The following is a 20,882-nucleotide window of genomic DNA, read 5'->3' on the forward strand; positions in this document are numbered from 1 at the left end:
AACCCTTAAATTGACCTATTTGCATTCCAAATCAATACTTTTTTTCCTGATAATCAGTGTTTTTAGCTTCTTCAATCTTTCAGCACAGCAAGCTAAAAAAGACGGGGTGATCATTGGAACGGTGATCGACACAAGCAATCAAAAGGCGGTAATGGGTGCAACTGTGGCGGCTATCCCATATACCGACAGCAGTAAACAATCGGTTTTTCTTACAGATAAGAATGGCGGATTTAACTTAACCAGCCTGCAGCTGGGTTATTACCGTGTGCGGATCAGTGCAGTTGGTTACAGAACACTTACCATTGACAGCATTCATCTGCGTACCGACCGGGCCGATTTCAATTTGAATGATATACCGCTCAGCAATCAATCAGTTGAGCTGGCTGAAGTGATCATATTTGTAGAGAAGCCGTTGATCGAATCGAAGGATGGCAATATCACCTTCAACGTTGGCGAAAGTGCATTGATCAACGGCAGCACTGCAACTGAGCTGTTGAAACAAACACCATTGGTTACAACCGATGCCGATGGAAAAATTGCTGTGCGTGGAAAAGAACCGAAAATTTTGATCGATGATAAACCGGTTGAACTAAATGCACAACAGTTGCAGGACTTACTTGAAAGTATGCCCGGAAGCATGATCGAAAAAATTGAAGTACTCACCAATCCGCCGCCACAATATGCAAACGAGCAGGGTGGTGTGATCAATATTGTTACAAAGAAGGGTAGAGTTGGTTTTGGTGCAAGAGTAAATCTTTATGCAGGTTCAAGAGGACAAACTGGTATTACTACCAATTTCAATTACCGCAAGCAAGGCTTTGCTGTTAATTTAAATGCAGGAGTTGGGTACAACGAGTTTCAATCGGAAGGTTACAGCAACCGCACCAATATTTATAAAGACTCAAGTAACCAGTTAAAAATCATCAACAACTCATTCAACAAAAGTATTCGCCCAAGTTTTCGACTAAATGTTGATTATGAATTGAACAAGCGCAACAGCTTCAATTTTGTGGCGCAGTATAACCAGGGAAACACTAACAACAGCGGCTTTAACCGTTACACGAACATCAATCGTTTCGAAGAAATTTCAAGGTTGAGTGAACGGACTGTTGCATCAGTAGGCCGAAATTATAATCCATCGATCAATCTTAGTTATCAGCATAAAACAAAACGACCAGGTGAATCAATAAGAATGGTTTATGCATTGAATTTTGGACAATCGGAAAGTGTACGCAACTTTTTCCAGGAGTTTTTGAATGCAGATGATACACCAACTGGCATTGATAGTACGCAACGTCAAACCAACAATACAAGATCAAACGGCTACAGCATCAATATTATTTACGACCGACCATTAGGCAATAAGAAAACAAGTTTATCAACCGGTGCTGCTTACTATCGCAATAACAGTCATGTTGTGCTTACAACTGATTTTATGAAAAAGCCGGAGAATATTTTTCAGAAAGCAGAACTGTTGAGCAACAACTTTAAATTCCACCAGGATGTGATCAGCACTCGTGTTTCCATGAAACATATTTTCATGCCGGGATTTTCTATCACCGCAGGTTCTGCATTTGAACAAACGAATTTTTTGTTTGAATTATTCAGGGATAATAAAACAGAATACAACCGCTATTTCAATGTGCTTCCATTTGCAAATCTTAACCGCAGTTGGAAGAACGGGATGAATCTAACGTTTGCTTACCGTCGTACCATGCGCAGACCGGGCATTGGTGAATTAAACCCAGCCATTGATTATGGTGATCCCTACAATCTTCGTTATGGCAATCCAGATCTGTTGCCTTCGCAATCACATACATTCGATATGGTGGCTGGTAAAACAAAAAGTAAATACTTCGCCAATGTAAGCATTGGTTATAATCTTGTAGAAGATGTGTTCAGCCAGATACGCACATTGGCACCCGATGGCAAAACAACAGTAACATGGGACAACGTTAGTAACCGCCAGGAATATGAAGCAAGCACATGGGCCGGACTTACCATCAGCCGTAAATTACGAAGTAATATCAGTGCAAGTTATACATACAACAAGTATGGCACATTCGATAAACAGGTGCGCAAGTTTCGTGATGGAGGCTCGTTTACGTCGAACTTCAGCACCAATTATAACCCGACGGATCTGTGGACATTCACGGGAGCATTTTCCTTCAACCGATTTGCAAATCCACAAGGAACTGTACGCAGCAATATCTCTATGAACATTGGTGCGCAATACAAACTGTTTAAAAAGAAAGTGATCATCAGTATTAATACAACCGATCCGTTCATTCAACAACAGAACAGAGTGTTTACTTACGGGCCCAACTTTAATTTAGAAAGTTACAACCGCACACAAACACGAAACTATCGTGTTACACTCAGCTATAACTTTAATAAAACATCCACTGTTAAACGCAAAACAGTGGATGTGCTGAAGAGTATAAAAAAATAATTACTTTAATTTTTCTGCGAGATAGATGTATTGCGGATGCAAATGATGTGGAAACATATTATCTGCGGATTGGCTTTCTGGATATAGTTTAAAATAATCATCATCAGGCAACAATACGATCATGTTTCCGGTGCGTACATAATGATTACTTGAATAATAGGCAGGAGGAACAAAGCCCGGCAATGTTTTCTGCACCGATTTAGAAGTCATTGAGCCAAGATATTTCTGATATCGTTTTTGTGCTTTACTGGGCGGCTTACTCAACTGGTTATACATGTACTTCAACGCAAGGCTAGTTGGAAACTTTTGTTTTTTAATAATACCCTTTGCATGTATGAAAGGATTTGATAGATTAAAATCGGATAATGTTTGAATAGAGATAGGTACTTCAGGAACCCAATCAACAGCATTCACCACATTGTAAGACCAACCATTGTGCGTCATAGCTTCATACTCATGAGCGAAATAAAGATTGCCTGGTTTGGGTCCCGCACTGCAATAAGTTTTAAAACGGATATCAGCAGGCAGTTTTCCGGTCTTTTGCAGGTTATACAAATAAGCAGTAACGAGATAAGCAATACCACCGCCCTGACTATGCCCAACAATGATCATATTCTTTGTTCCGCTTTTATACGTTGAATCAATTTTCGGCATCATATCTCTTGTAATAAAAGCTGTGCTCACCAACCAACCTACATGTACAGCCGCTTTTGGATTTGATGCCAATTCGTAATCAAAAAAATCATCTTTAGATAGTTGCAGTTGCCCTTTTGCAGGAACCATTGCTGCATAAAAATTAGCCAGCCAACTCGTTGCATTTGTAGTGGTACCACGAATGCTGAGAACAGCTGTTCCTTTGCCATCGTTCCACAGATCCCATAAATTATCCAAACCAATTACAGACGATTGGTACAACATTTTAAACCGCTGCGGCTCGGCAATTTTTTTATAATAGTTTTCTTCGGCTGAAGTGCGTGCCGATACTTTCATCAGTTCAATATATTCTGCTTTGTCAAAACCGGGAGTTAATTGAGCAGACAAAACAGCTGGAATGCTCAACCAAAAGACGACTAAAAGTTTCTTCATAAAAAGCATGTTATGGTTTGGTGATTGATTATTTACGAACGAAACGCATCACTGCAACATCATCAATTAGAAAGTTTAACGTATTATCATCGCTTAATGCATACTTGTTTACTTTCTGCAGCATATCCGTAAATGTTTTTTCACCATTACCGGGGCAAGCCATCATCGTAGAAAGGGGTGGATCAAATTTGATCGCATTTTCATTGATCTTGTATTTACTGCTGAAACCATTACAACTTGTATTTCCGCTGATCATTGATTGACCTAATTCAAAACGAATAAATGGTTTCTTCTCAGGATACAAACCTTCAAAAGCAATACGACTACCGGAGATATAATTAAGTTCCCAGTTACCTTCGAGTTTACTGGTGGTTGCTTCAACAGCAGTAAAAGTTGCTACTTCGGTTTGGCCATTGAAAAATTTCAATACGTTGTTTTCGATCTGCCACCTGTTGGTTTGTGAAATTGCCGGCAGAAAAAGACTTTCTGTTTTATCATCATTCAGGCAAGCCATCTTAGTTACTGCCAATGGTGAAAATTTGATCTCGTAATTTGCATTGATCGTAAACGTGCCTGATAAACGGTTGCACCCTGTAAAACCTGCAACAGTATTTACTTGTCCGGGCGAAAAGAGCAGGTGTGCAGATCGTCCTGATTCCGGACGAACAGGTTTGCCGTTCACTTCAGAAAGATACCAGCGATACATGTATAGCTGCTCGCTGCCACCTGTTACTGTTTGTTTACTATTCTCAACAGGAATTGTTTCCGTTGGTGAAGATGGTGAAGGAGTAGATGTTGGTTTGCTGCTTTTACAAGAGAAAGCTTGAAGCAGCAACATAGAAATAGAGAGAACAAAAAAAGTCTGTTTCATACCATAAGTTTTTGTGCAGATGATGAAAGAGATTACATTACATAAAGTGAAAGGAAGACAAGATTAGTTTTTGCAATTCGTTAGCATTAGTTTCATGCCTTTGTACTGGGGAATTACGCCAGCCTTGAATTGCATTTTACCATCGGCCTCTTCCATAGCTGCATAACCTTCGGTAAGAGAACTGTCTTTTTTCAAAAAGGTAATTTCACGAACAGATTGTTTTCCTTCAGACATGAATGTATATTCAGCAAGAATGGTATCCTCTTGTATCACACCTTTCAATGTTCCTTTGTTACGGTCTTTACCTGCAAGCTGGTAAAGCAGATCGCCACTGATCATATCATCAGGACCAACTACCAGTTCTAACTGAATTGTGTCTTGATTCGTAACAAACTCATAACAAAAATGTGCTGGATCGTCAGAAGAAGGGGGAGCAACTTTAATAGTATCTGTGTCGACTGTTGTTTTTTCAGTTTCGTTATTACAGGAAACAACAAAAAGGATAAGAAGTATTGTGAGAGCGTTTAATAGCTTTTTTGCATGTCTCATGTAAAAGTGTTTTTTGTTAACGCCGTAAATATTACAATTATTCCTGATAATAGTTTACCCTGCGGAGAAAACATGAAATAAAAATGCCAAAAACAACAATCCCGCCTCGTGAAAGCGGGATTGTATCACTCAGGAAAACCAACAGGAATGTTTACATTCTTTTTTCTTTTCAGTTTTTTGTTCTGTTTGTTTTTCTGATTTCATTCCAGTTCTACGGTTGATGTTGGCAATGGCAACCAATGCTACAAATGCCAGCAGCAACGTAATGATGAATAGTCTTTTCATAACCGGAGATTTAGTTACCATAAGTTACAAAACATAAATAAAGTTTGAAACTATTTTTTGCTGAACGGAAGTGAAGGATGTGGAACGGGATCTGTAATTTAGGCGCATCATTTAAAACACATGGCTGAAACAAATATGAACTTTCACACCCGAAAATGGGTGAAGCCCGAAGACCTGAATCCTAACAGCACATTATTTGGCGGACGTTTACTGCAATGGATTGACGAGGAAGCCGCACTTTATGCAGTTATTCAGCTGGAGAACCCGCATGTGGTGACCAAGTTTATTTCTGAGATCAATTTTATTTCAGCACCACGACAAGGTGATATTATTGAGATCGGTATTTTGGCCACTCATTTTGGTAATACGTCACTAACCATGCGTTGTGAAGTAAGAAATAAACTTACCCGTGAACCAATCCTGCGAATTGAAAAGATCGTGTTTGTAAATGTTAATGCAGAAGGGAAACCAACAGCACATGGAAAAACAGAGATCACGTTTGTAAAAGAAAGGCTTTAAAAAAACTGGCAATAAGCAAAACGATCTCGATGTCAATTAACTTCTTAAAGTTTTGCCTATTGCCAATTGCTTGTTGCTTATTGATGATTTATTCTTCATCATCTTCTTCGTAATAAGCGTCCTGGCTATAATATAATTTTTCCCAGGCGGTAACGGCTTTATCATCGAGACATTCAACAATGTCGTGAATGGGAGCATCTTTTTTCTTCCACACAATTTCTTCACCTTCAGTGTAGGTGGAAATACAAAGTGCATGATCACTCTTGAAATGCACCTTGATCAACTGCAGGGCATTTTCTTCTTTTTCCTGGATGAGGTAATTGCAACCGGCTTCCAACAAGTCATACGTGTACATACTTCACAAATTTTAAATCTTCAATAATACTGTTCTGGCGAATTTTAATGGGCAGTTGGAGTTGGGAATCGGGGGTTGTAGTACCAGGTTAGTGTTGAAACAAATGTAACATCATTTCGCTGAATTGGCGTAGCCCAACATCACCCGAAAAGGCTCTTTTTACAAAAAATTAATACGATGATTGAAAATCAATGGGTTGAATTAATCAAGCTCCGCAACCGAGACTTTCTTACCCTCAAAATTCACCTGGAGGATCTTGATGGAGCGGACAGGCTGACCATTTTGGATGGCGGGCTCCCAGTCGTATTGGTTCATCCAGGCTTTCAGTTGTTGAAAGTCGGGGCGAACATTGCTGTTGGGTCGGGCCTCGTAAGTACAGGGTTTGCCGGTTTTATCGATGAGTATGCTGATGGTGATCTTACCTCCCGCTTTCTTCTGGGTGTATTGCTCGAAGAATTTTTCGATATGCGATTCGAGGCTGGGCTTTTTTGCTTTCCATTTGGCTGTTTGTTGTACACGAACATAAATATCATCAAATGGATTTGTGCCGAATTGTAAACAACTGTCGAGTTTATAAACTTCCTGTTGTTGCTGGGCATTGGCACTAAAGGCCACGAAGAATAGGATAAAGGATAAGTATGTTTTCATGCGGTAAATATAGAAAATAGCTTCGAGCTGTAGGCGATGAGAAACAGGTAAAAACACTTAGCATGGAGAAATTGCATTGAAGAAAATCTTGAATTACATTTTAAAACCTTGCGGCCCCGGTTTCTTATTTGCTTCGCTCATAAGCACCGTTTGTGCAATACGTTTCGCTCTTGTTTCAGGAGTTTTGGCACTATCGATCCAAAACATAAATTGTTTACGGACAGAAGGAGAGAAGGCTTTGTAATTGGTTAGGGCTGCTTTCTTGCCTTTAAATGCCTGCGTCAAGTCTTTGGGAAGTTCATTTGTATGAGCAGCATGATTAGAAGCATTCAATGTGTCCCAGCTTCCATCGAGTTTGGCCGCTTCAATTTTCACAAGACCGGCATCGGTCATAAGTCCGTTTTTTATCAACTGCTCAACCCGTTCTTTATTTACATCGCTCCAAACACTTTTGGGTTTACGGGGAGTGATGAGCAACATGGAACGTTCATCATCAAGCTTGCGGGGCAAACTGTCGATCCAGCCAAAACAAAGTGCTTCTTCCACTATTTCACTGTAGGGAAGACGTGGCTTGCTTTTGCCCACTTTGTAAAAAATGAGCCAGATACCTTTTGACTTGTCGTGATTTTTTTGCAGCCAGCTACGCCAGGCCTTGCGGTCTTTGGGATAAAATGATTGCAGGCTGTCGATAGCCCTTGCCATTGGACAAAATTATTCTTCGTGCTTGCGGTTAAGCATCCAGATGAGGTAAGCACCGAAGAAAATGAAAATGCCGAGACCGCCAAAGATGAGAGCAGTAAGCACTTTCTGTGCGCCCGATGATAATACCATTGACAATGCAATTACCAGGTAAACGATATAGATGGTAAGGAGGGTATAAATCTTTTTGTCCATGGTTGTGATTTTAGTGATGCGAAATTGAGAAATAATCAGTTACAGGCCAAAAATTATTCACAGGGTTGTGAACAAATAAGGGAATGGCAGGGGAGGTGTGTTTTGTTATATTTGCCCGTTCCGGGAACGGAAGTACGAATAACAAAGTATGAAGTACGACTGAGAACAGCTGTACAATAATGAGATGAAGTACAAGAGTGCGACGCCAATGCAGCTGACAGTAAGACGAGAGCTGGAAACATACGTAACAACCTAGAACTACGAATATTAAAATGGCTGAAGAAAAAAAGAACCTGTTCGATTACGACGAGAGCTCAATTAAAACCCTCGACTGGCAGGAGCATATCCGTCTCCGTCCTGGTATGTACATTGGTAAGCTTGGTGATGGCAGTAGTGCCGATGACGGTATTTATGTATTGCTGAAAGAGGTGTTGGATAACTGTATTGATGAACACACGATGGGTTACGGTAAAGCGGTGGATGTAACCATTGAAAAAGGTGTAGTGACTATTCGTGACTACGGCCGTGGTATTCCTTTGGGTAAAGTGGTGGATGTGGTGAGCAAGATCAACACCGGTGCCAAATACGACAGCAAAGTGTTCCAAAAGTCCGTTGGTTTGAACGGTGTGGGTACGAAAGCCGTAAACGCATTGAGCCAGTATTTTAAAGTAACTGCCTTTCGTGATGGCAAACAGAAGACTGCTGAATTTGAAAAAGGAATTTTAACCAAAGAACATAAAGAAGAGAAAACAACGGAAGGTAACGGTACCGAAGTAACGTTTATTCCCGACAACAGTGTTTTTAAAAACTATCACTACATACACGAGTATCTTGACAACCAGTTTTGGAACTATTGTTATTTGAATGCAGGACTGGTGATCAACTTCAACGGTAAGAAGTATGTATCAAAGAATGGTTTGCTCGATCTGTTGCAACGTAAGACGAATGAAGATGAATTGCGTTACCCCATCATTCATTTAAAAGGTGAGGATATTGAAGTTGCCATTACACACGAGAATCAATACGGTGAAGAATATTACTCATTTGTAAACGGACAGTTTACAACACAAGGCGGTACACACCTTGCGGCTTTCCGTGAAGGTTATGTAAAAACAATCCGTGATTTTTATAAGAAGGATTATGATGCGGCCGATATACGTGGAAGTATTTGTGCTGCTGTGAGTGTGCGTGTGCAGGAGCCTGTGTTTGAAAGTCAGACAAAAACAAAACTTGGTTCAAGTGTGGTATATGAAGGCGGACCAACGATGAAAAACTTCGTTGGCGATTTTCTTGCCCGTGATCTTGATCTGTACCTGCATAAAAATCCATCGGTTGCTGAAGCGTTGAAAAAACGTATTGAGCAAAATGAGAAAGAACGGAAAGAACTGGCCGGTATTAAAAAGCTGGCGAATGAACGTGCCAAGAAAGCCAATCTACACAATAAGAAATTAAGAGACTGCCGCTTCCATTATAACGATGAAGCAACAGGTAAAGACAAGGATAAAATTATTGAGAAGCAAAAGGAAACAACCATTTTCATAACCGAAGGTGATAGTGCGAGTGGAAGTATCACCAAAAGCCGCAACGTGGAAACGCAGGCAGTGTTCAGTTTGCGTGGTAAGCCGCTTAACTGTTATGGCTTAACGAAGAAAGTGGTGTATGAGAACGAAGAGTTCAATCTCCTGCAACACGCACTGAATATCGAAGATAATTATGAAGACCTGCGTTACAACAATATTGTAATTGCTACCGATGCCGATGTGGATGGTATGCACATTCGCTTATTGTTGATGACCTTCTTCCTGCAATTCTTCCCTGATCTTGTTAAGAACGGACATGTGTTTATTTTAGAAACACCGTTGTTCCGTGTGCGCAACAAACAGGAAACGATTTACTGTTATGACGAAAGCGAGAAACAGGCTGCTGTAAAAAAACTCGGCAACAAACCGGAGATCACACGCTTTAAGGGTTTGGGTGAGATCAGTCCGGAAGAGTTTGGCCGTTTCATTGGTGCAGAAATGCGCAAACAGCCGGTGATGCTGTTGCCTGAAACACATATACAACAGGTGTTAGAATATTATATGGGTAAGAATACACCGGACAGACAGGAGTTCATTATCGATAACCTGAAAGTAGAATTAGATAAAGTAGAAGAAACTGTATAACGCACTTTGACTAATGTTTGAATTTCACGCCGACAGGAAACGTTATTTCGACATACAGATACAAAACACTGAACGATATGTGTTGCCCTTTATTGAGAAAGCTTTCTCTGTAAAGCCGGGTATGCGTGTGTTAGAAATTGGTTGTGGCGAAGGCGGCGTATTGAAAGCGTTTATCGACAAAGGTTGTACAGGCGTTGGTATTGAACTTGATGAAAGCAGATTAGTGAATGCAAGAGAATGGATGAAAGAAGAACTTGATCAAGGCAAGGTAACTTTTCATTCGAAAGATATTTACAAAGCAACCGAAACCGACTTTGGTGGAGCGTTTGATATTATTGTGTTGAAGGATGTAATTGAACATATTCATGATCAACCAAAGTTGATTGAATGGATGAAAAGTTTTTTGACAACGAATGGCGTTATCTTCTTTGGCTTTCCACCATGGTATATGCCGTTCGGCGGGCATCAGCAAATCAATAAAGGCAAATGGTTGAGCAAGTTGCCTTATTATCATTTGTTGCCAACTACAATTTACAAATGGCTATTGAAATCGAATGGGGAGAACTGGGAAGAAATGCTGGAGATAAAAGAAACAGGAATTTCTATTGAGCGGTTTGAGCGTATCTGTAATGAGAAAGGATACAATGTTATCAACCATACTCATTTTTTAATTAACCCGATCTATGAATACAAGTTTGGTTGGAAACCGAAAGAACAGTTTGGATTGATCAAAGCCATTCCGTTTGTTCGCAATTTTTTCACCACTTGTGTTTATTATTTGATACAGGCAAAACAGAATTAGATCTTATGATACATATTGTTTTTAACGAAGCTGATATTGATGTATTGCAGAAAGCAATAGAACTTGATGAAACATTGCAGGGCGAAGTGCTGCAAGTGGAAGATGATTATGCAGTTGGGCCGCTGAAGGATATTTATACTGAAGAAGGTATTGCCGCACGCCGTGCATGGTGGAAAGAAGTATTGACCGGCACCGACCTTGAAAAGAAATTGGATGAAGGTGAAGTAGATGATAACAAACTGGTTGCTTTTATCATTGAGCGCCTGCAGAATAACGAAGAAGAAAAAGTATGGATCTGGGCAGCACAAAACAAACATGATGTGAGCGGTTACTATTGGCTCATCAGTCAGTTAAAAGATTTCCAGGGCCGCATTTATATTTTGTACCTGAATAACCTTCCGTTCATTAACGAGAAGGGACAATTGTTTTATCCTGAATGGATCAGTACTATTCAGCCAAAAGAAATGACGAAAGCGAAGAAACTTGCACGTTTGGTTACACCAAGTGAGTTTGAAGTTGACCCTGATGAATGGACAAAACTTTGCAACGAAGAAAAGGGTGTGCGTTTATTAGAAGGTGGAAAGAAATTGGGACAGAAAGATTATGATTTTTATGATGCTGATCTCAAGAATTTTATTTCAGGTGATTGGCAAAAGGCAAGCAAGATCATTCACCAGTTTTTGAGCAAGAATAAACAAACAACCGGCGATATGTATTTGCTGTGGCGTTTGAAGCAATTAGTTGCAACTGATCTGTATGATGTGCAGGGAGAATTGAAGAACATGAAAGATTTTGAGCTTAAGAAAAAATCGGGGCAGTTGTTCGAGGCAAAAGAAGAAACTGCCTGATCTGGAATTGAACAATTCAATTGATGAAAACAATACTAAAACTGGAAGAGTTGGCGATGTTTCTTGCATCGGCTTACGTGCTGTACTACTTTGACTCAGCCTGGTGGTTCTACCTCTTGCTGTTGTTGGGGCCAGATATTAGTATGATAGGTTATTTGGCGGGAAATAAAATTGGAGCATGGAGTTACAATCTCTTTCATCATAAAGGAATTGCAATTGCTCTGATCGCTGCAGGGTTTATGATTGATAGTGATGCATTGATAATAACCGGTGTGATCTTATTCGGTCATGCATCAATGGACCGAGTTGCAGGTTATGGCCTGAAATATGAAAATGGTTTTAAGTTTACTCATTTAGGAGAAATAGGAAAGAAATAAATTATGAGTGCTGCTAAAAAGAAAGAAAGTGTTTTTGACAATGAAAGCGGTGTACAGGGACAGTATAAAAACTGGTTCCTCGATTATGCATCGTATGTAATTCTTGAACGTGCCGTACCGGCAATGGAAGATGGTTTGAAACCTGTGCAACGCCGCATCCTACATGCAATGAAGGAAATGGATGATGGACGTTTCAACAAGGTAGCGAACATCATTGGTCAGGCAATGCAATATCATCCGCATGGTGATGCAAGTATTGGCGATGCATTGGTGAATCTTGGACAGAAAGATCTGTTGATCGATACACAAGGTAACTGGGGAGATGTGCGCACAGGTGATGATGCAGCTGCTGCACGTTACATTGAAGCACGTTTGTCGAAGTTTGCGTTAGATGTTGCATTCAACAACAAAACAACTGAATGGCAACTGAGTTACGACGGTCGTAAGAACGAGCCTGTGGTGTTGCCGATGAAGTTCCCGTTGTTGCTGGCACAAGGTGCAGATGGTATTGCGGTTGGTCTATCAACAAAAATTCTTCCTCATAACTTTTGTGAATTAATTGAAGCATCCATCAAAGCATTGCGTGGTAAACGTTTTGAACTGTTACCCGATTTCCAAACGGGTGGCATGATCGATGCAGCAAATTACAACGATGGTAAACGTGGCGGCAAAGTGCGGGTTCGTGCACTTATTGAAGAACTCGATAAGAAAACATTGCTCATCAAAGATGTGCCTTATGGTGTAACCACAACAAGTTTGATGGAAAGCATTGTGAAAGCAAACGACCAGGGTAAAATAAAAATCAAGAAAGTAACGGATAACACCGCTGCTGAAGTAGAGATACAGGTTGATCTTGCACCGGGCATTTCACCCGACATTACCATTGATGCCTTGTATGCATTTACTGATTGCGAAGTTTCCATTTCACCGAATGCATGTGTAATTGTTGATAATAAACCACAGTTCCTTACGGTAACAGATCTGTTGAAATACTCTGCAGAGCAAACAAAGGAATTGCTGAAGAAAGAACTGGAGATCAAACTCGGAGAGTTACAGGAGAAATGGCATTATACTTCGCTGGAAAAAATATTCTTCGAGGAGCAGATCTATAAAGAACTGGAGAAGAAACATGAAACATGGGATAAAGTAATTGTTGCGATCGACAAAGCATTTGTTCCATTCAAAAAACAACTCCGCCGGGATATTACAAGAGAAGATATTCTCAAGCTTACAGAAAAGCCTGTGCGTCGTATCTATCGTTTGGATATTGATGAACTGAACCAGCAGATCAAAGGTCTGGAAGCAGATATCAAACAGGTGAAACACGATTTGGAAAACCTTGTTGACTATGCAGTTGCTTATTACGAAAACCTGTTGAAGAAATATGGTAAGGGTCGTGAACGCAAAACAGAGATCAAGCCATTCGAAGTCATTCAAATAAAACAAGTAGCGATTGCCAATACCAAACTTTACATGAACCGTGAAGATGGTTTTGTTGGTACATCGTTGAAGAAAGATGAGTTTATTTGTGACTGCTCCGACTTTGATGACATCATTGTATTTACCAAACGTGGTTTAATGAAGGTGGTGAAGGTGAGTGATAAAGCCTACATCGGTAAAGACATTATTCATGCAGCGGTATTCCAGAAGAATGATGAACGCACAACCTACAACATGATCTATGCTGATGGTAAGGGCGGAGTTAGTTATGCGAAGCGTTTCAATGTAACCGGTATTACAAGAGATAAGGAATACGATCTTACACGTGGCGATGATAAAAGTAAAGTGCATTACTTTACCGTGAATCCGAATGGTGAAGCAGAAGTAGTGAAAGTATTGCTGAGCCCGAATTGTACTGCACGTATCAAAGAATTTGATTTTTATTTTGAAGAACTCGATATCAAAGGTCGCAGCAGCATGGGCAACCAGGTAACGAAGTACCCGATCAAGAGTGTGAAGTTTAAAGAGAAAGGAAGAGCTACATTGAGCGGAAAGAAAATGTGGTTCGATGATAAATTCGGACGCTTGAATACAGAAGAGAAAGGAGAGTACCTTGGCAAGTTTGAACCCGAAGATCGAGTGTTGGTGATCTATAAAGATGGTAACTATGAGATCACCGACCAGGAGATGACGCAGAAGTTTGATCCTGAGAATATATTGTTGATCGAATTGTTCCGTCCTGAGCGCATCATTACTGCTGTTTATTTGGATAACGATAAACTTCAGTACAATGTGAAGCGTTTCAAAATTGAAACGACTACGTTGAAGAACAAATTCTTCTTTATTAAAGAAGGTGCGAAGAATTATGTGGAAGCAGTAACAACTGATGAAGAGCCGGTGCTTTCTGTAAAGAGTGGTAAGGGAGCACAGGTTCGTAGCGCTAAAATAAAACTGGCGAAGGTTGCTGAAGTAATGGGATGGAAAGCAGTGGGAGCAAAGCTCACCGATTACACAAAAAGCATTGAAATGGAATGGGTGAAGGAAGATCCGAAAGCGCAACCGGAGTTGTTTGGATGACGAGTGATGAGTACTCAGTAATGAGTTAAACGGCGATTGCTTTGCAATCGCCGTTTTCATTTTGAAAAGATTTGTTAAGAGCTTATGCCGTTAACAAAAGATTAGAAACTGTCATACATCTATACAAAACATTCCTTCATCTGAATGAACAGCAGTTACTAAAATCCTGCAACATTTTTATGAGGACTATCTACCTAAGCTTACTCGTAGTATTTACTACAGCAGCCATTACAACCAACGCACAAATTAAACCTGTTATCAAAGCAGGTATTATTCAATCAACCTGGAAAGGCGAAGCAAGAGAATCATTTAATCAACTCATCGACAAAGCTGACGGTTACATTACCACAAGAAACCGGACCGCTTTTTATGCAGGTGCCGGCGTTGAACTTCCCCTTGGCGATTTTGCTTCAGTTGAACCTTCTTTGATCTATACGCAACGTGGCTATGGCATCAAAGGAAATCTTACGATCAATGATATGAAGATCGACGCACTTGATGCAAGAGCAACTTCACAGATGCATTATATCGATTTGCCAGTATTGCTGAAAGTAAAGCCCGTTGCAGGTTTGCAGTTGTTTGTCGGGCCACAAGTATCGTACCTGGTGAAAAATAATTTAAGGGCTGACGTTTCAGTTCTTGGCTTCTCCCTCATCAACAATGATTGGGATATAACAGATCAGTTCAATCGCTGGGATGTGGGTGTAGCAGGTGGTGTTGGTTACGAATTTGAAAATGGAATTGGTATTAGCGCTTCGTATGAAAGAGGATTTCAACGCCTAGATAAAAACCAGAATTTCAAAGCATTTAACGAAGGATATAAAGCAGGATTAACATTCAGATTTTAATTGTCCATCAAGAGTAAAACTATGAAAACCTTGACCGATGATGCAGTACCCGGCATCATCGGTTTTATTCATTACTATCAACGATCTCACCATAGTTGATCAATAATTCTTCGCCTGCTTTTATTTCACGGAGTGTTTCAAAATCTTCGCCATCATTAATTGAAATAATGTTTGGTATTTCATCATGATTCAGGAAGTTGACAATATCCATCACTTTAAATCCGTAGTCGGGAACGTAGTAGTGATCTTCATCAAACAAACAATAGGTTTCAACCAACTCTTTGCTGTGAGCAGGCAACGCATCAATTTCACTTCGTTCGATCTTGATCCACTCACCAATATTTTTCGAGAACAATCCTCGCTGACCTTTTGGTATGTCACGCAAAGCAAACACCCCATTGCCATGAATGGGAGAGGGTTTCATCATTACCCAAGTATCATGTTTCAGTTCTTGGAGAAGTTGTTCTTTGGTCATAATGGAGAAACCTTGGGAATTAAAATTATTTGAGATATTGCTTCATGTCACGTTCTGCATCACGGTTCTTAATTGTTTCCCGTTTGTCGTGCAGTTTCTTTCCTTTACCTAAACCAACCTCAAGTTTTGCCAGATTATTTTCTGTGAAGAATATGCGTAGCGGAATAACGGTGTAGCCTTTTTCTTTTATTTTATTTTCCCACTTCTTTATTTCCTTTTTGTTGAGCAGGAGTTTACGATCATGCACGGCCAGGTGATTGTTGGTAGTGCCGAATTTATATTCTGCAATGTGCAGACCTTTGATCCAGAGTTCGTGCTTGTCAAAAAAACAATAAGAATCGGAGAAACTTACTTTGCCTTCACGGATCGATTTTACTTCCGTTCCAACCAATACCATCCCCGCTACTAATTTGTCTTCAAAATAGTATTCATGAAAAGCAGAGCGGTTTTTTAATTCAATCATTTCGCAAATAAAAAAGCAATCAATAAAAGTTGAATCAACTCATATTGATTGCAAATATAAAATTGATCTCTTTAGTTCTTAAATAACGTAAACAGTACGCCAAATTTCTGTTTCATATCCTTCCGGTCGATGATCAGATCAAGGAAACCATGCTCCAGTAAGAATTCGCTGCGTTGGAAACCTTCGGGCAAATCTTTCTTAATAGTTTCTTTGATCACACGTGGACCGGCAAAACCGATCAACGCACCAGGCTCACCTATGTTAAGATCGCCCAACATACCAAAAGAAGCAGTTACACCCCCAAAGGTTGGATCGGTCAATAAAGTAATGTAGGGGAGTTTGGCATCGCTGAGTTGCGAAAGCTTACCTGAAATTTTTGCCAGCTGCATCAATGAAAACGCACTTTCCATCATCCTTGCACCACCACTCTTACAAATGAGGATCATCGGGAGTTTATGTTCAATGCAATAATCGGCTGCACGTGCAATTTTTTCACCCATTACACTTCCCAACGAACCGCCAATGAAATCAAAATCCATACAACAGATAACCGTTCCATGTCCTTCGATCTTACCCACCGCTACACGAATAGAATCGTGCAGATCAGTCTTTTTCCAGATATCTTCCAAACGTTTCTGATAGGGCTTCAGATCGGTAAAACCGAGATAATCTTTTGAACGGATATTATCAAACAGCTCTGTGTATTCGTCGCCATCAAACAGGATATCATAATATTCAGCACTGCCAATGCGGTGATGATAATTACAATTAGGACATACATATTTATTTTCAGCTAACTCTGTCGAAGTACCGGTATACTTACACTCAGGACATTTTGTCCAGAGACCTTCCTGAATTTCTTTCTTTTCTGAAGTTGATGTAAGAATCCCTTTCTGTACCCTTTTAAACCACGACGAACGTAATGCATCTTCCTTTGGAAGATCATCGCCCGTCAGATTTTTCTCAATATCCTCTTCTTTTTTTGCCATCGTTCTTTGATTTGAAAAGTGGGTAAAAGTAAGCAATTAAGCGTTTCTATTCACACAGTTCAAATCTTCGAAGGCAACTTCAAGACGTTTGATAAAGCTTTCTTCGCCTTTGCGTAACCAAACACGGGGATCGTAATGTTTTTTATTAGGGCTATCAGGACCTTCGGGGTTACCGAGCTGACCTTGCAAGTAGCCTTCGTTCTTTTTGTAATTGTTGAGAATACCTTCCCAGAATGCCCATTGAAGATCGGTGTCAATATTCATTTTAATAGCACCGTAGCTGATGGCTTCACGGATCTGGTGTTGGGGAGAACCGCTACCGCCATGAAATACGAAGTAAACTGGTTTTGGTCCGGTACCTAATTTTTTCTCAATATGCACCTGGCTGTTATGTAAAATGATTGGAGTTAACTGTACGTTGCCGGATTTATAAACACCGTGTACATTACCAAAAGCTGCTGCAACGGTAAAGAGTTTGCCAACTTTGCTTAACTCAGTATAAGCATATTCAACATGCGCCGGTTGTGTGTAAAGTTTTTCATTATCAACATCGCTATTATCTACACCATCTTCTTCACCTCCGGTAACACCCAGTTCAATTTCAATACCCATTCCCAATGGAGCCATGCGTTTGAAATATTCTACTGAAGTGTGAATGTTTTCTTCCAATGGCTCTTCGCTGAGATCAAGCATGTGCGAAGAGAAGAGTGGTTGGCCTTTTTCTTTTTTGAATTCAACGCCTGCATCAATTAATCCGCTGATCCATGGTAACCATTTTTTTGCAGCATGATCAGTGTGTAATACTACAGGCACACCATAATATTTTGCTACGTTATGAATATGTAATGCACCGGAAATTGCACCACTGATATTTCCCTGTAATTTATCGTTTGGCATTCCTTTACCGGCAATGAATTGTGCACCGCCGTTTGAGAATTGAATGATCACGGGAGAGTTTACCTTCGCTGCTGTTTCAAGCGTGGCATTGATTGTATTTGTACCAATTGTATTTACTGCGGGAAGTGCAAACTGATTATCTTTTGCATCTTTTAATAATGCTTCCAGTTCTTCACCAAAAAGGACGCCGGCTCTGTACTTGCTCATAATTAAAATATTAATAGTAGTTGAAAAAGACGGATCAAGATCCGTATTAAAGCGCCGCTAAGATAGTTAAATACTGGTTAGCAGCTTTTAGGAATGGCAACTTTTTACAGCTTTACAAACGTGTATTAGTAAAAGCTCAAAACAAGTAAGCCCGTTTGTAATTCAACTTGTTTTACTGCTGCTTTCGCAATTTCTCCACTGAGGAATGCTTCCTTTTCCTGTTGAGAAGTATAATAGAAAAAGTAATACCTGACACTATGTTGCCTGATCTCCGTCAGTAATTCTTTTGTATAATAAGAAGGTTTGGTGATGGTGTAAAATTGGTTCTTTGACAGATAAGCAAACACCATGCACTCATCCACTTTAGCGTTTGATGTAAACGATCCTTTTATTTGTTGCTGCTTCATTTGCTCAGCAGTATCAAAAATGCTTTTGTGACCATACACCTGATCTTTTAGTTGATTAATTGGTTCAAGTAAAAAGCTTCCAAAGAAAAATGACCAAACAAATAAACGTTGCCACTTATTCATCTGCACCTGCAGAAACGATTGTTGCATCAAAAAAGCGCCTGCAATAAAAAAGATAAAAGATGTTGCCCAGATAAATCTCGTTTCCAGATGCAGCAATAAATAACCTGATGGCAATGCCAGCATCCCAATAAGCAAATACAACCACTCTCTTGTTTTGTGTTTGAAGTACATAAAACCACTCACAAAGAATATTGCAGGTGCCAGAAACGAAAGATCATGTATACATTTTAACCATGCCTGAAAATTGAACAGCACAACTCTTATTTGGTGCAACGCAACGGTTAAAAAAGGAACCGATTGCAGGTTATCAACTTTTACATGCCAGGGATCTTCCCACACTGATGATGAACCTTCATGCGGTGGCGTTTGCATCACAGGGCCAGGCAGAGGTTCACCGGTAAAATTCCAATGTGCATTGAATTTTCCAAAAGCAATCATCCATTCACCATATTTCCAATGCAAGGCTATTAACCAAGGAAACGTAAAAAGAAAAAATGTAAAGAAGCCTGCAGCAAGTTGTTTCACTGCATTGCTTCGGTTTGGATTCAGAAAAATATGAATGACCAGGAAATGAAAAATAAAGAACGGAAAGCCATACGATTTGGCGAGATAGAATAAAGCGCCAAGAAAACCCGCCAGTAAATTTTTAGTAATGCTTTCAAAGAAATCTTCCTGCTTAATAAGATTGAAATAAATAAGTAAAAGGAAGACAAGCAATGCATCGGCTGCCAATTCAAAATAACAATAGTGAAGCAGTATGATGACACTTGTAAACTGGATGGCTGATTTCAACCAATCGTCTAATAAAAATTTATTGACTAAGGAATAAACAGCATACAACGAGCCAAGAGAGAAAATAAGGTTACTGATCTTAAATGCAGACCAATCGTTTAACCCTGATTTAAGCAAAGGCACTACCAACCATGAATGCAAGGGATTCCAGAAACCATTCACTGCAAGTTTCCATTCGCCTTTTAGATAGTGATGTGCCACTTCCATATAACCAACCGCATCAAGATCGGATACGTATTGATAAAGCGGCCACGTAACAGCAAACAGGATACAGAACAGGGCAAGTGAAAACGGAAGTCGTTGTTTATGCAGTAAGTTCATCGCTTAAAAATAAGCTTTCTCTTAGTTTCATGAAATATTCGGGTGCATATAAAGTTCTGCTGCCATACCAACTAAACAATTCACCATCAACAATTTTACAAACAGGCAATTGCTGAAGTCTATTTTGCTGCATCCACTCCTGTATGAATGCATCAATATGTTTTTGTTTGAAAGGAAATGGTTCTGAAGAAAATAACACAGCTTCAACATCTCGTTTCATCAACTCTTCAACAGTAACGGCAGGATACCGTTGTTCGGAAGCAAATACATTTTCAAAACCGGCCAATTGCATCATATGATTAATAAATGTATCGCCACCTACAGTCATGTACGGCTCTTGCCAGATTAGATATGTAGCTTTGATGGGCTTTGTAATAAAAGGTAACTCCAAAAAACTATTCTGAATTTTGTTGATGAGTTCTTGTGCTTTAGCTGGTCGATCCGTAAGGAAGCCCAGATGTTCAATTACTTCATAACTGTCTTGTAGATTACTGACATCACTGCAATAAACCGGGCAAAATTGTTGAACAGCCTCTACCTGCTCTTTTACATTTTCTTCTTTGCTGGCAATGACCAGATCAGGCTTTAACGATTCGATTAATGGAAGGTTCAATTGTTTAGTTCCGCCAATTCTTGTTTTGTTTCTGAACCATTCTTCAGGATGCACGCAAAACTTGGTGATGCCGATGACCTCATCGTGTAAAACAAGATCAAATAATAATTCAGTGAGTGATGGAACGAGGGAAATGATCCGTTGGGGTGGGAAAGGGATAGATATAAAATTGCCTGTTTGGTCCTGAACTTGTTTCATTTCATTTTCAAACAGGCAATTTAATTAATTCAGCGGTTCCTTTGGTGTTTGATGGTTTTCCTTGGTACGAAATTTAATTTTACTAATTCAAAGGATTTTGGAACCCTGCATGTCTTTCTTTCAGAATATCTCCTTTTTACGGGCAGATAAAAAGAAAAAAAGATCTGGATTTCAAAGGATG

The 20,882-nt window shown here is 39.8% G+C and carries 22 protein-coding genes; 8 read left to right on the forward strand and 14 right to left on the reverse strand.

Going from position 1 to position 20,882, the window contains the following annotated elements; genetic code table 11:
• The first annotated feature begins 106 nt into the window (after nt 1-106).
• Nucleotides 107-2,452 (forward strand): outer membrane beta-barrel protein, encoded by a 2,346-nt coding sequence (locus WG954_RS17235; protein ID WP_340438011.1) that lies wholly within the window; start codon nt 107-109, stop codon nt 2,450-2,452.
• Here the strand turns inward: WG954_RS17235 and WG954_RS17240 are convergent, their stop codons facing one another.
• From WG954_RS17240 to WG954_RS17255, 4 genes are all read right to left on the reverse strand, one after another.
• Nucleotides 2,453-3,538, reverse strand: coding sequence for a lipase family protein (locus WG954_RS17240; protein WP_340438012.1), 1,086 nt, complete (start codon nt 3,536-3,538; stop codon nt 2,453-2,455). It abuts the gene before it with no gap.
• A gap of 28 nt (nt 3,539-3,566) precedes the next feature.
• Complete coding sequence (locus WG954_RS17245; RefSeq protein WP_340438013.1) at nt 3,567-4,409, reverse strand: META domain-containing protein; 843 nt, start codon at nt 4,407-4,409, stop codon at nt 3,567-3,569.
• Nucleotides 4,410-4,472: 63 nt separating this feature from the next.
• Nucleotides 4,473-4,958, reverse strand: a complete 486-nt coding sequence (locus WG954_RS17250) for a hypothetical protein (RefSeq protein WP_340438014.1) — start codon at nt 4,956-4,958, stop codon at nt 4,473-4,475.
• A 129-nt stretch (nt 4,959-5,087) separates the two neighbouring features.
• The gene (locus tag WG954_RS17255; protein ID WP_340438015.1) at nt 5,088-5,243 is read right to left on the reverse strand and encodes a hypothetical protein; all 156 of its coding nucleotides are present in this window, start codon (nt 5,241-5,243) and stop codon (nt 5,088-5,090) included.
• A gap of 120 nt (nt 5,244-5,363) precedes the next feature.
• On the opposite strand from WG954_RS17255, the gene WG954_RS17260 reads away from it, so the two are divergent.
• Entirely contained in the window at nt 5,364-5,762 is a 399-nt protein-coding gene (locus WG954_RS17260) for an acyl-CoA thioesterase (RefSeq protein WP_340438016.1), read from the forward strand.
• 88 nt (nt 5,763-5,850) lie between these two features.
• Here the strand turns inward: WG954_RS17260 and WG954_RS17265 are convergent, their stop codons facing one another.
• From WG954_RS17265 to WG954_RS17280, 4 genes are all read right to left on the reverse strand, one after another.
• Nucleotides 5,851-6,117 (reverse strand): hypothetical protein, encoded by a 267-nt coding sequence (locus WG954_RS17265; protein WP_340438017.1) that lies wholly within the window; start codon nt 6,115-6,117, stop codon nt 5,851-5,853.
• Between the two features lie 201 nt (nt 6,118-6,318).
• Nucleotides 6,319-6,765 carry an energy transducer TonB gene (locus WG954_RS17270; protein ID WP_340438019.1) on the reverse strand — a complete coding sequence of 149 codons (447 nt, stop codon included), beginning with the start codon at nt 6,763-6,765 and terminating at the stop codon, nt 6,319-6,321.
• 93 nt (nt 6,766-6,858) lie between these two features.
• Nucleotides 6,859-7,467, reverse strand: a complete 609-nt coding sequence (locus WG954_RS17275; RefSeq protein ID WP_340438020.1) for a YdeI/OmpD-associated family protein — start codon at nt 7,465-7,467, stop codon at nt 6,859-6,861.
• Between the two features lie 9 nt (nt 7,468-7,476).
• Nucleotides 7,477-7,659, reverse strand: coding sequence for a hypothetical protein (locus tag WG954_RS17280; RefSeq protein WP_340438021.1), 183 nt, complete (start codon nt 7,657-7,659; stop codon nt 7,477-7,479).
• Between the two features lie 272 nt (nt 7,660-7,931).
• Here WG954_RS17280 and WG954_RS17285 point away from each other — a divergent pair, with 272 nt between their 5' ends.
• The 6 genes from WG954_RS17285 to WG954_RS17310 all read left to right on the forward strand — a co-directional run bounded on the left by WG954_RS17285 (nt 7,932) and on the right by WG954_RS17310 (nt 15,216).
• Entirely contained in the window at nt 7,932-9,824 is a 1,893-nt protein-coding gene (locus WG954_RS17285) for a DNA topoisomerase IV subunit B (RefSeq protein ID WP_340438022.1), read from the forward strand.
• 13 nt (nt 9,825-9,837) lie between these two features.
• Nucleotides 9,838-10,626, forward strand: a complete 789-nt coding sequence (locus tag WG954_RS17290; protein ID WP_340438023.1) for a class I SAM-dependent methyltransferase — start codon at nt 9,838-9,840, stop codon at nt 10,624-10,626.
• Nucleotides 10,627-10,631: 5 nt separating this feature from the next.
• Entirely contained in the window at nt 10,632-11,474 is an 843-nt protein-coding gene (locus WG954_RS17295) for a DUF1835 domain-containing protein (protein ID WP_340438024.1), read from the forward strand.
• Between the two features lie 23 nt (nt 11,475-11,497).
• Nucleotides 11,498-11,851, forward strand: a complete 354-nt coding sequence (locus WG954_RS17300) for a DUF4260 domain-containing protein (RefSeq protein WP_340438026.1) — start codon at nt 11,498-11,500, stop codon at nt 11,849-11,851.
• 3 nt (nt 11,852-11,854) lie between these two features.
• Nucleotides 11,855-14,368 carry a DNA gyrase/topoisomerase IV subunit A gene (locus WG954_RS17305; RefSeq protein WP_340438028.1) on the forward strand — a complete coding sequence of 838 codons (2,514 nt, stop codon included), beginning with the start codon at nt 11,855-11,857 and terminating at the stop codon, nt 14,366-14,368.
• 179 nt (nt 14,369-14,547) lie between these two features.
• The gene (locus WG954_RS17310; protein ID WP_340438029.1) at nt 14,548-15,216 is read left to right on the forward strand and encodes a porin family protein; all 669 of its coding nucleotides are present in this window, start codon (nt 14,548-14,550) and stop codon (nt 15,214-15,216) included.
• A 64-nt stretch (nt 15,217-15,280) separates the two neighbouring features.
• Here WG954_RS17310 and WG954_RS17315 read toward each other — a convergent pair whose 3' ends face one another.
• The 6 genes from WG954_RS17315 to WG954_RS17340 all read right to left on the reverse strand — a co-directional run bounded on the left by WG954_RS17315 (nt 15,281) and on the right by WG954_RS17340 (nt 20,701).
• Nucleotides 15,281-15,643, reverse strand: coding sequence for an SET domain-containing protein (locus WG954_RS17315; RefSeq protein ID WP_340438030.1), 363 nt, complete (start codon nt 15,641-15,643; stop codon nt 15,281-15,283).
• A 73-nt stretch (nt 15,644-15,716) separates the two neighbouring features.
• Nucleotides 15,717-16,154, reverse strand: coding sequence for an SsrA-binding protein SmpB (gene smpB / locus WG954_RS17320; RefSeq protein WP_324231689.1), 438 nt, complete (start codon nt 16,152-16,154; stop codon nt 15,717-15,719).
• 71 nt (nt 16,155-16,225) lie between these two features.
• Nucleotides 16,226-17,143: an acetyl-CoA carboxylase, carboxyltransferase subunit beta gene (gene accD, locus WG954_RS17325; RefSeq protein WP_340438034.1), complete on the reverse strand. Its 918-nt coding sequence runs from the start codon at nt 17,141-17,143 to the stop codon at nt 16,226-16,228.
• A 36-nt stretch (nt 17,144-17,179) separates the two neighbouring features.
• Nucleotides 17,180-18,247, reverse strand: a complete 1,068-nt coding sequence (fbaA, locus tag WG954_RS17330) for a class II fructose-bisphosphate aldolase (protein WP_340438035.1) — start codon at nt 18,245-18,247, stop codon at nt 17,180-17,182.
• A gap of 125 nt (nt 18,248-18,372) precedes the next feature.
• Entirely contained in the window at nt 18,373-19,890 is a 1,518-nt protein-coding gene (locus WG954_RS17335; protein WP_340438037.1) for a hypothetical protein, read from the reverse strand.
• A complete protein-coding gene (locus WG954_RS17340; RefSeq protein WP_340438038.1) occupies nt 19,874-20,701 on the reverse strand; it encodes an ABC transporter substrate-binding protein in 828 nt (275 codons plus the stop codon). The genes WG954_RS17335 and WG954_RS17340 overlap by 17 nt, the downstream gene beginning before the upstream one ends.
• Nucleotides 20,702-20,882 lie beyond the last annotated feature (181 nt).

Origin of the sequence: Lacibacter sp. H375, from assembly GCF_037892425.1 — a bacterium.
GTDB lineage: Bacteria > Bacteroidota > Bacteroidia > Chitinophagales > Chitinophagaceae > Lacibacter.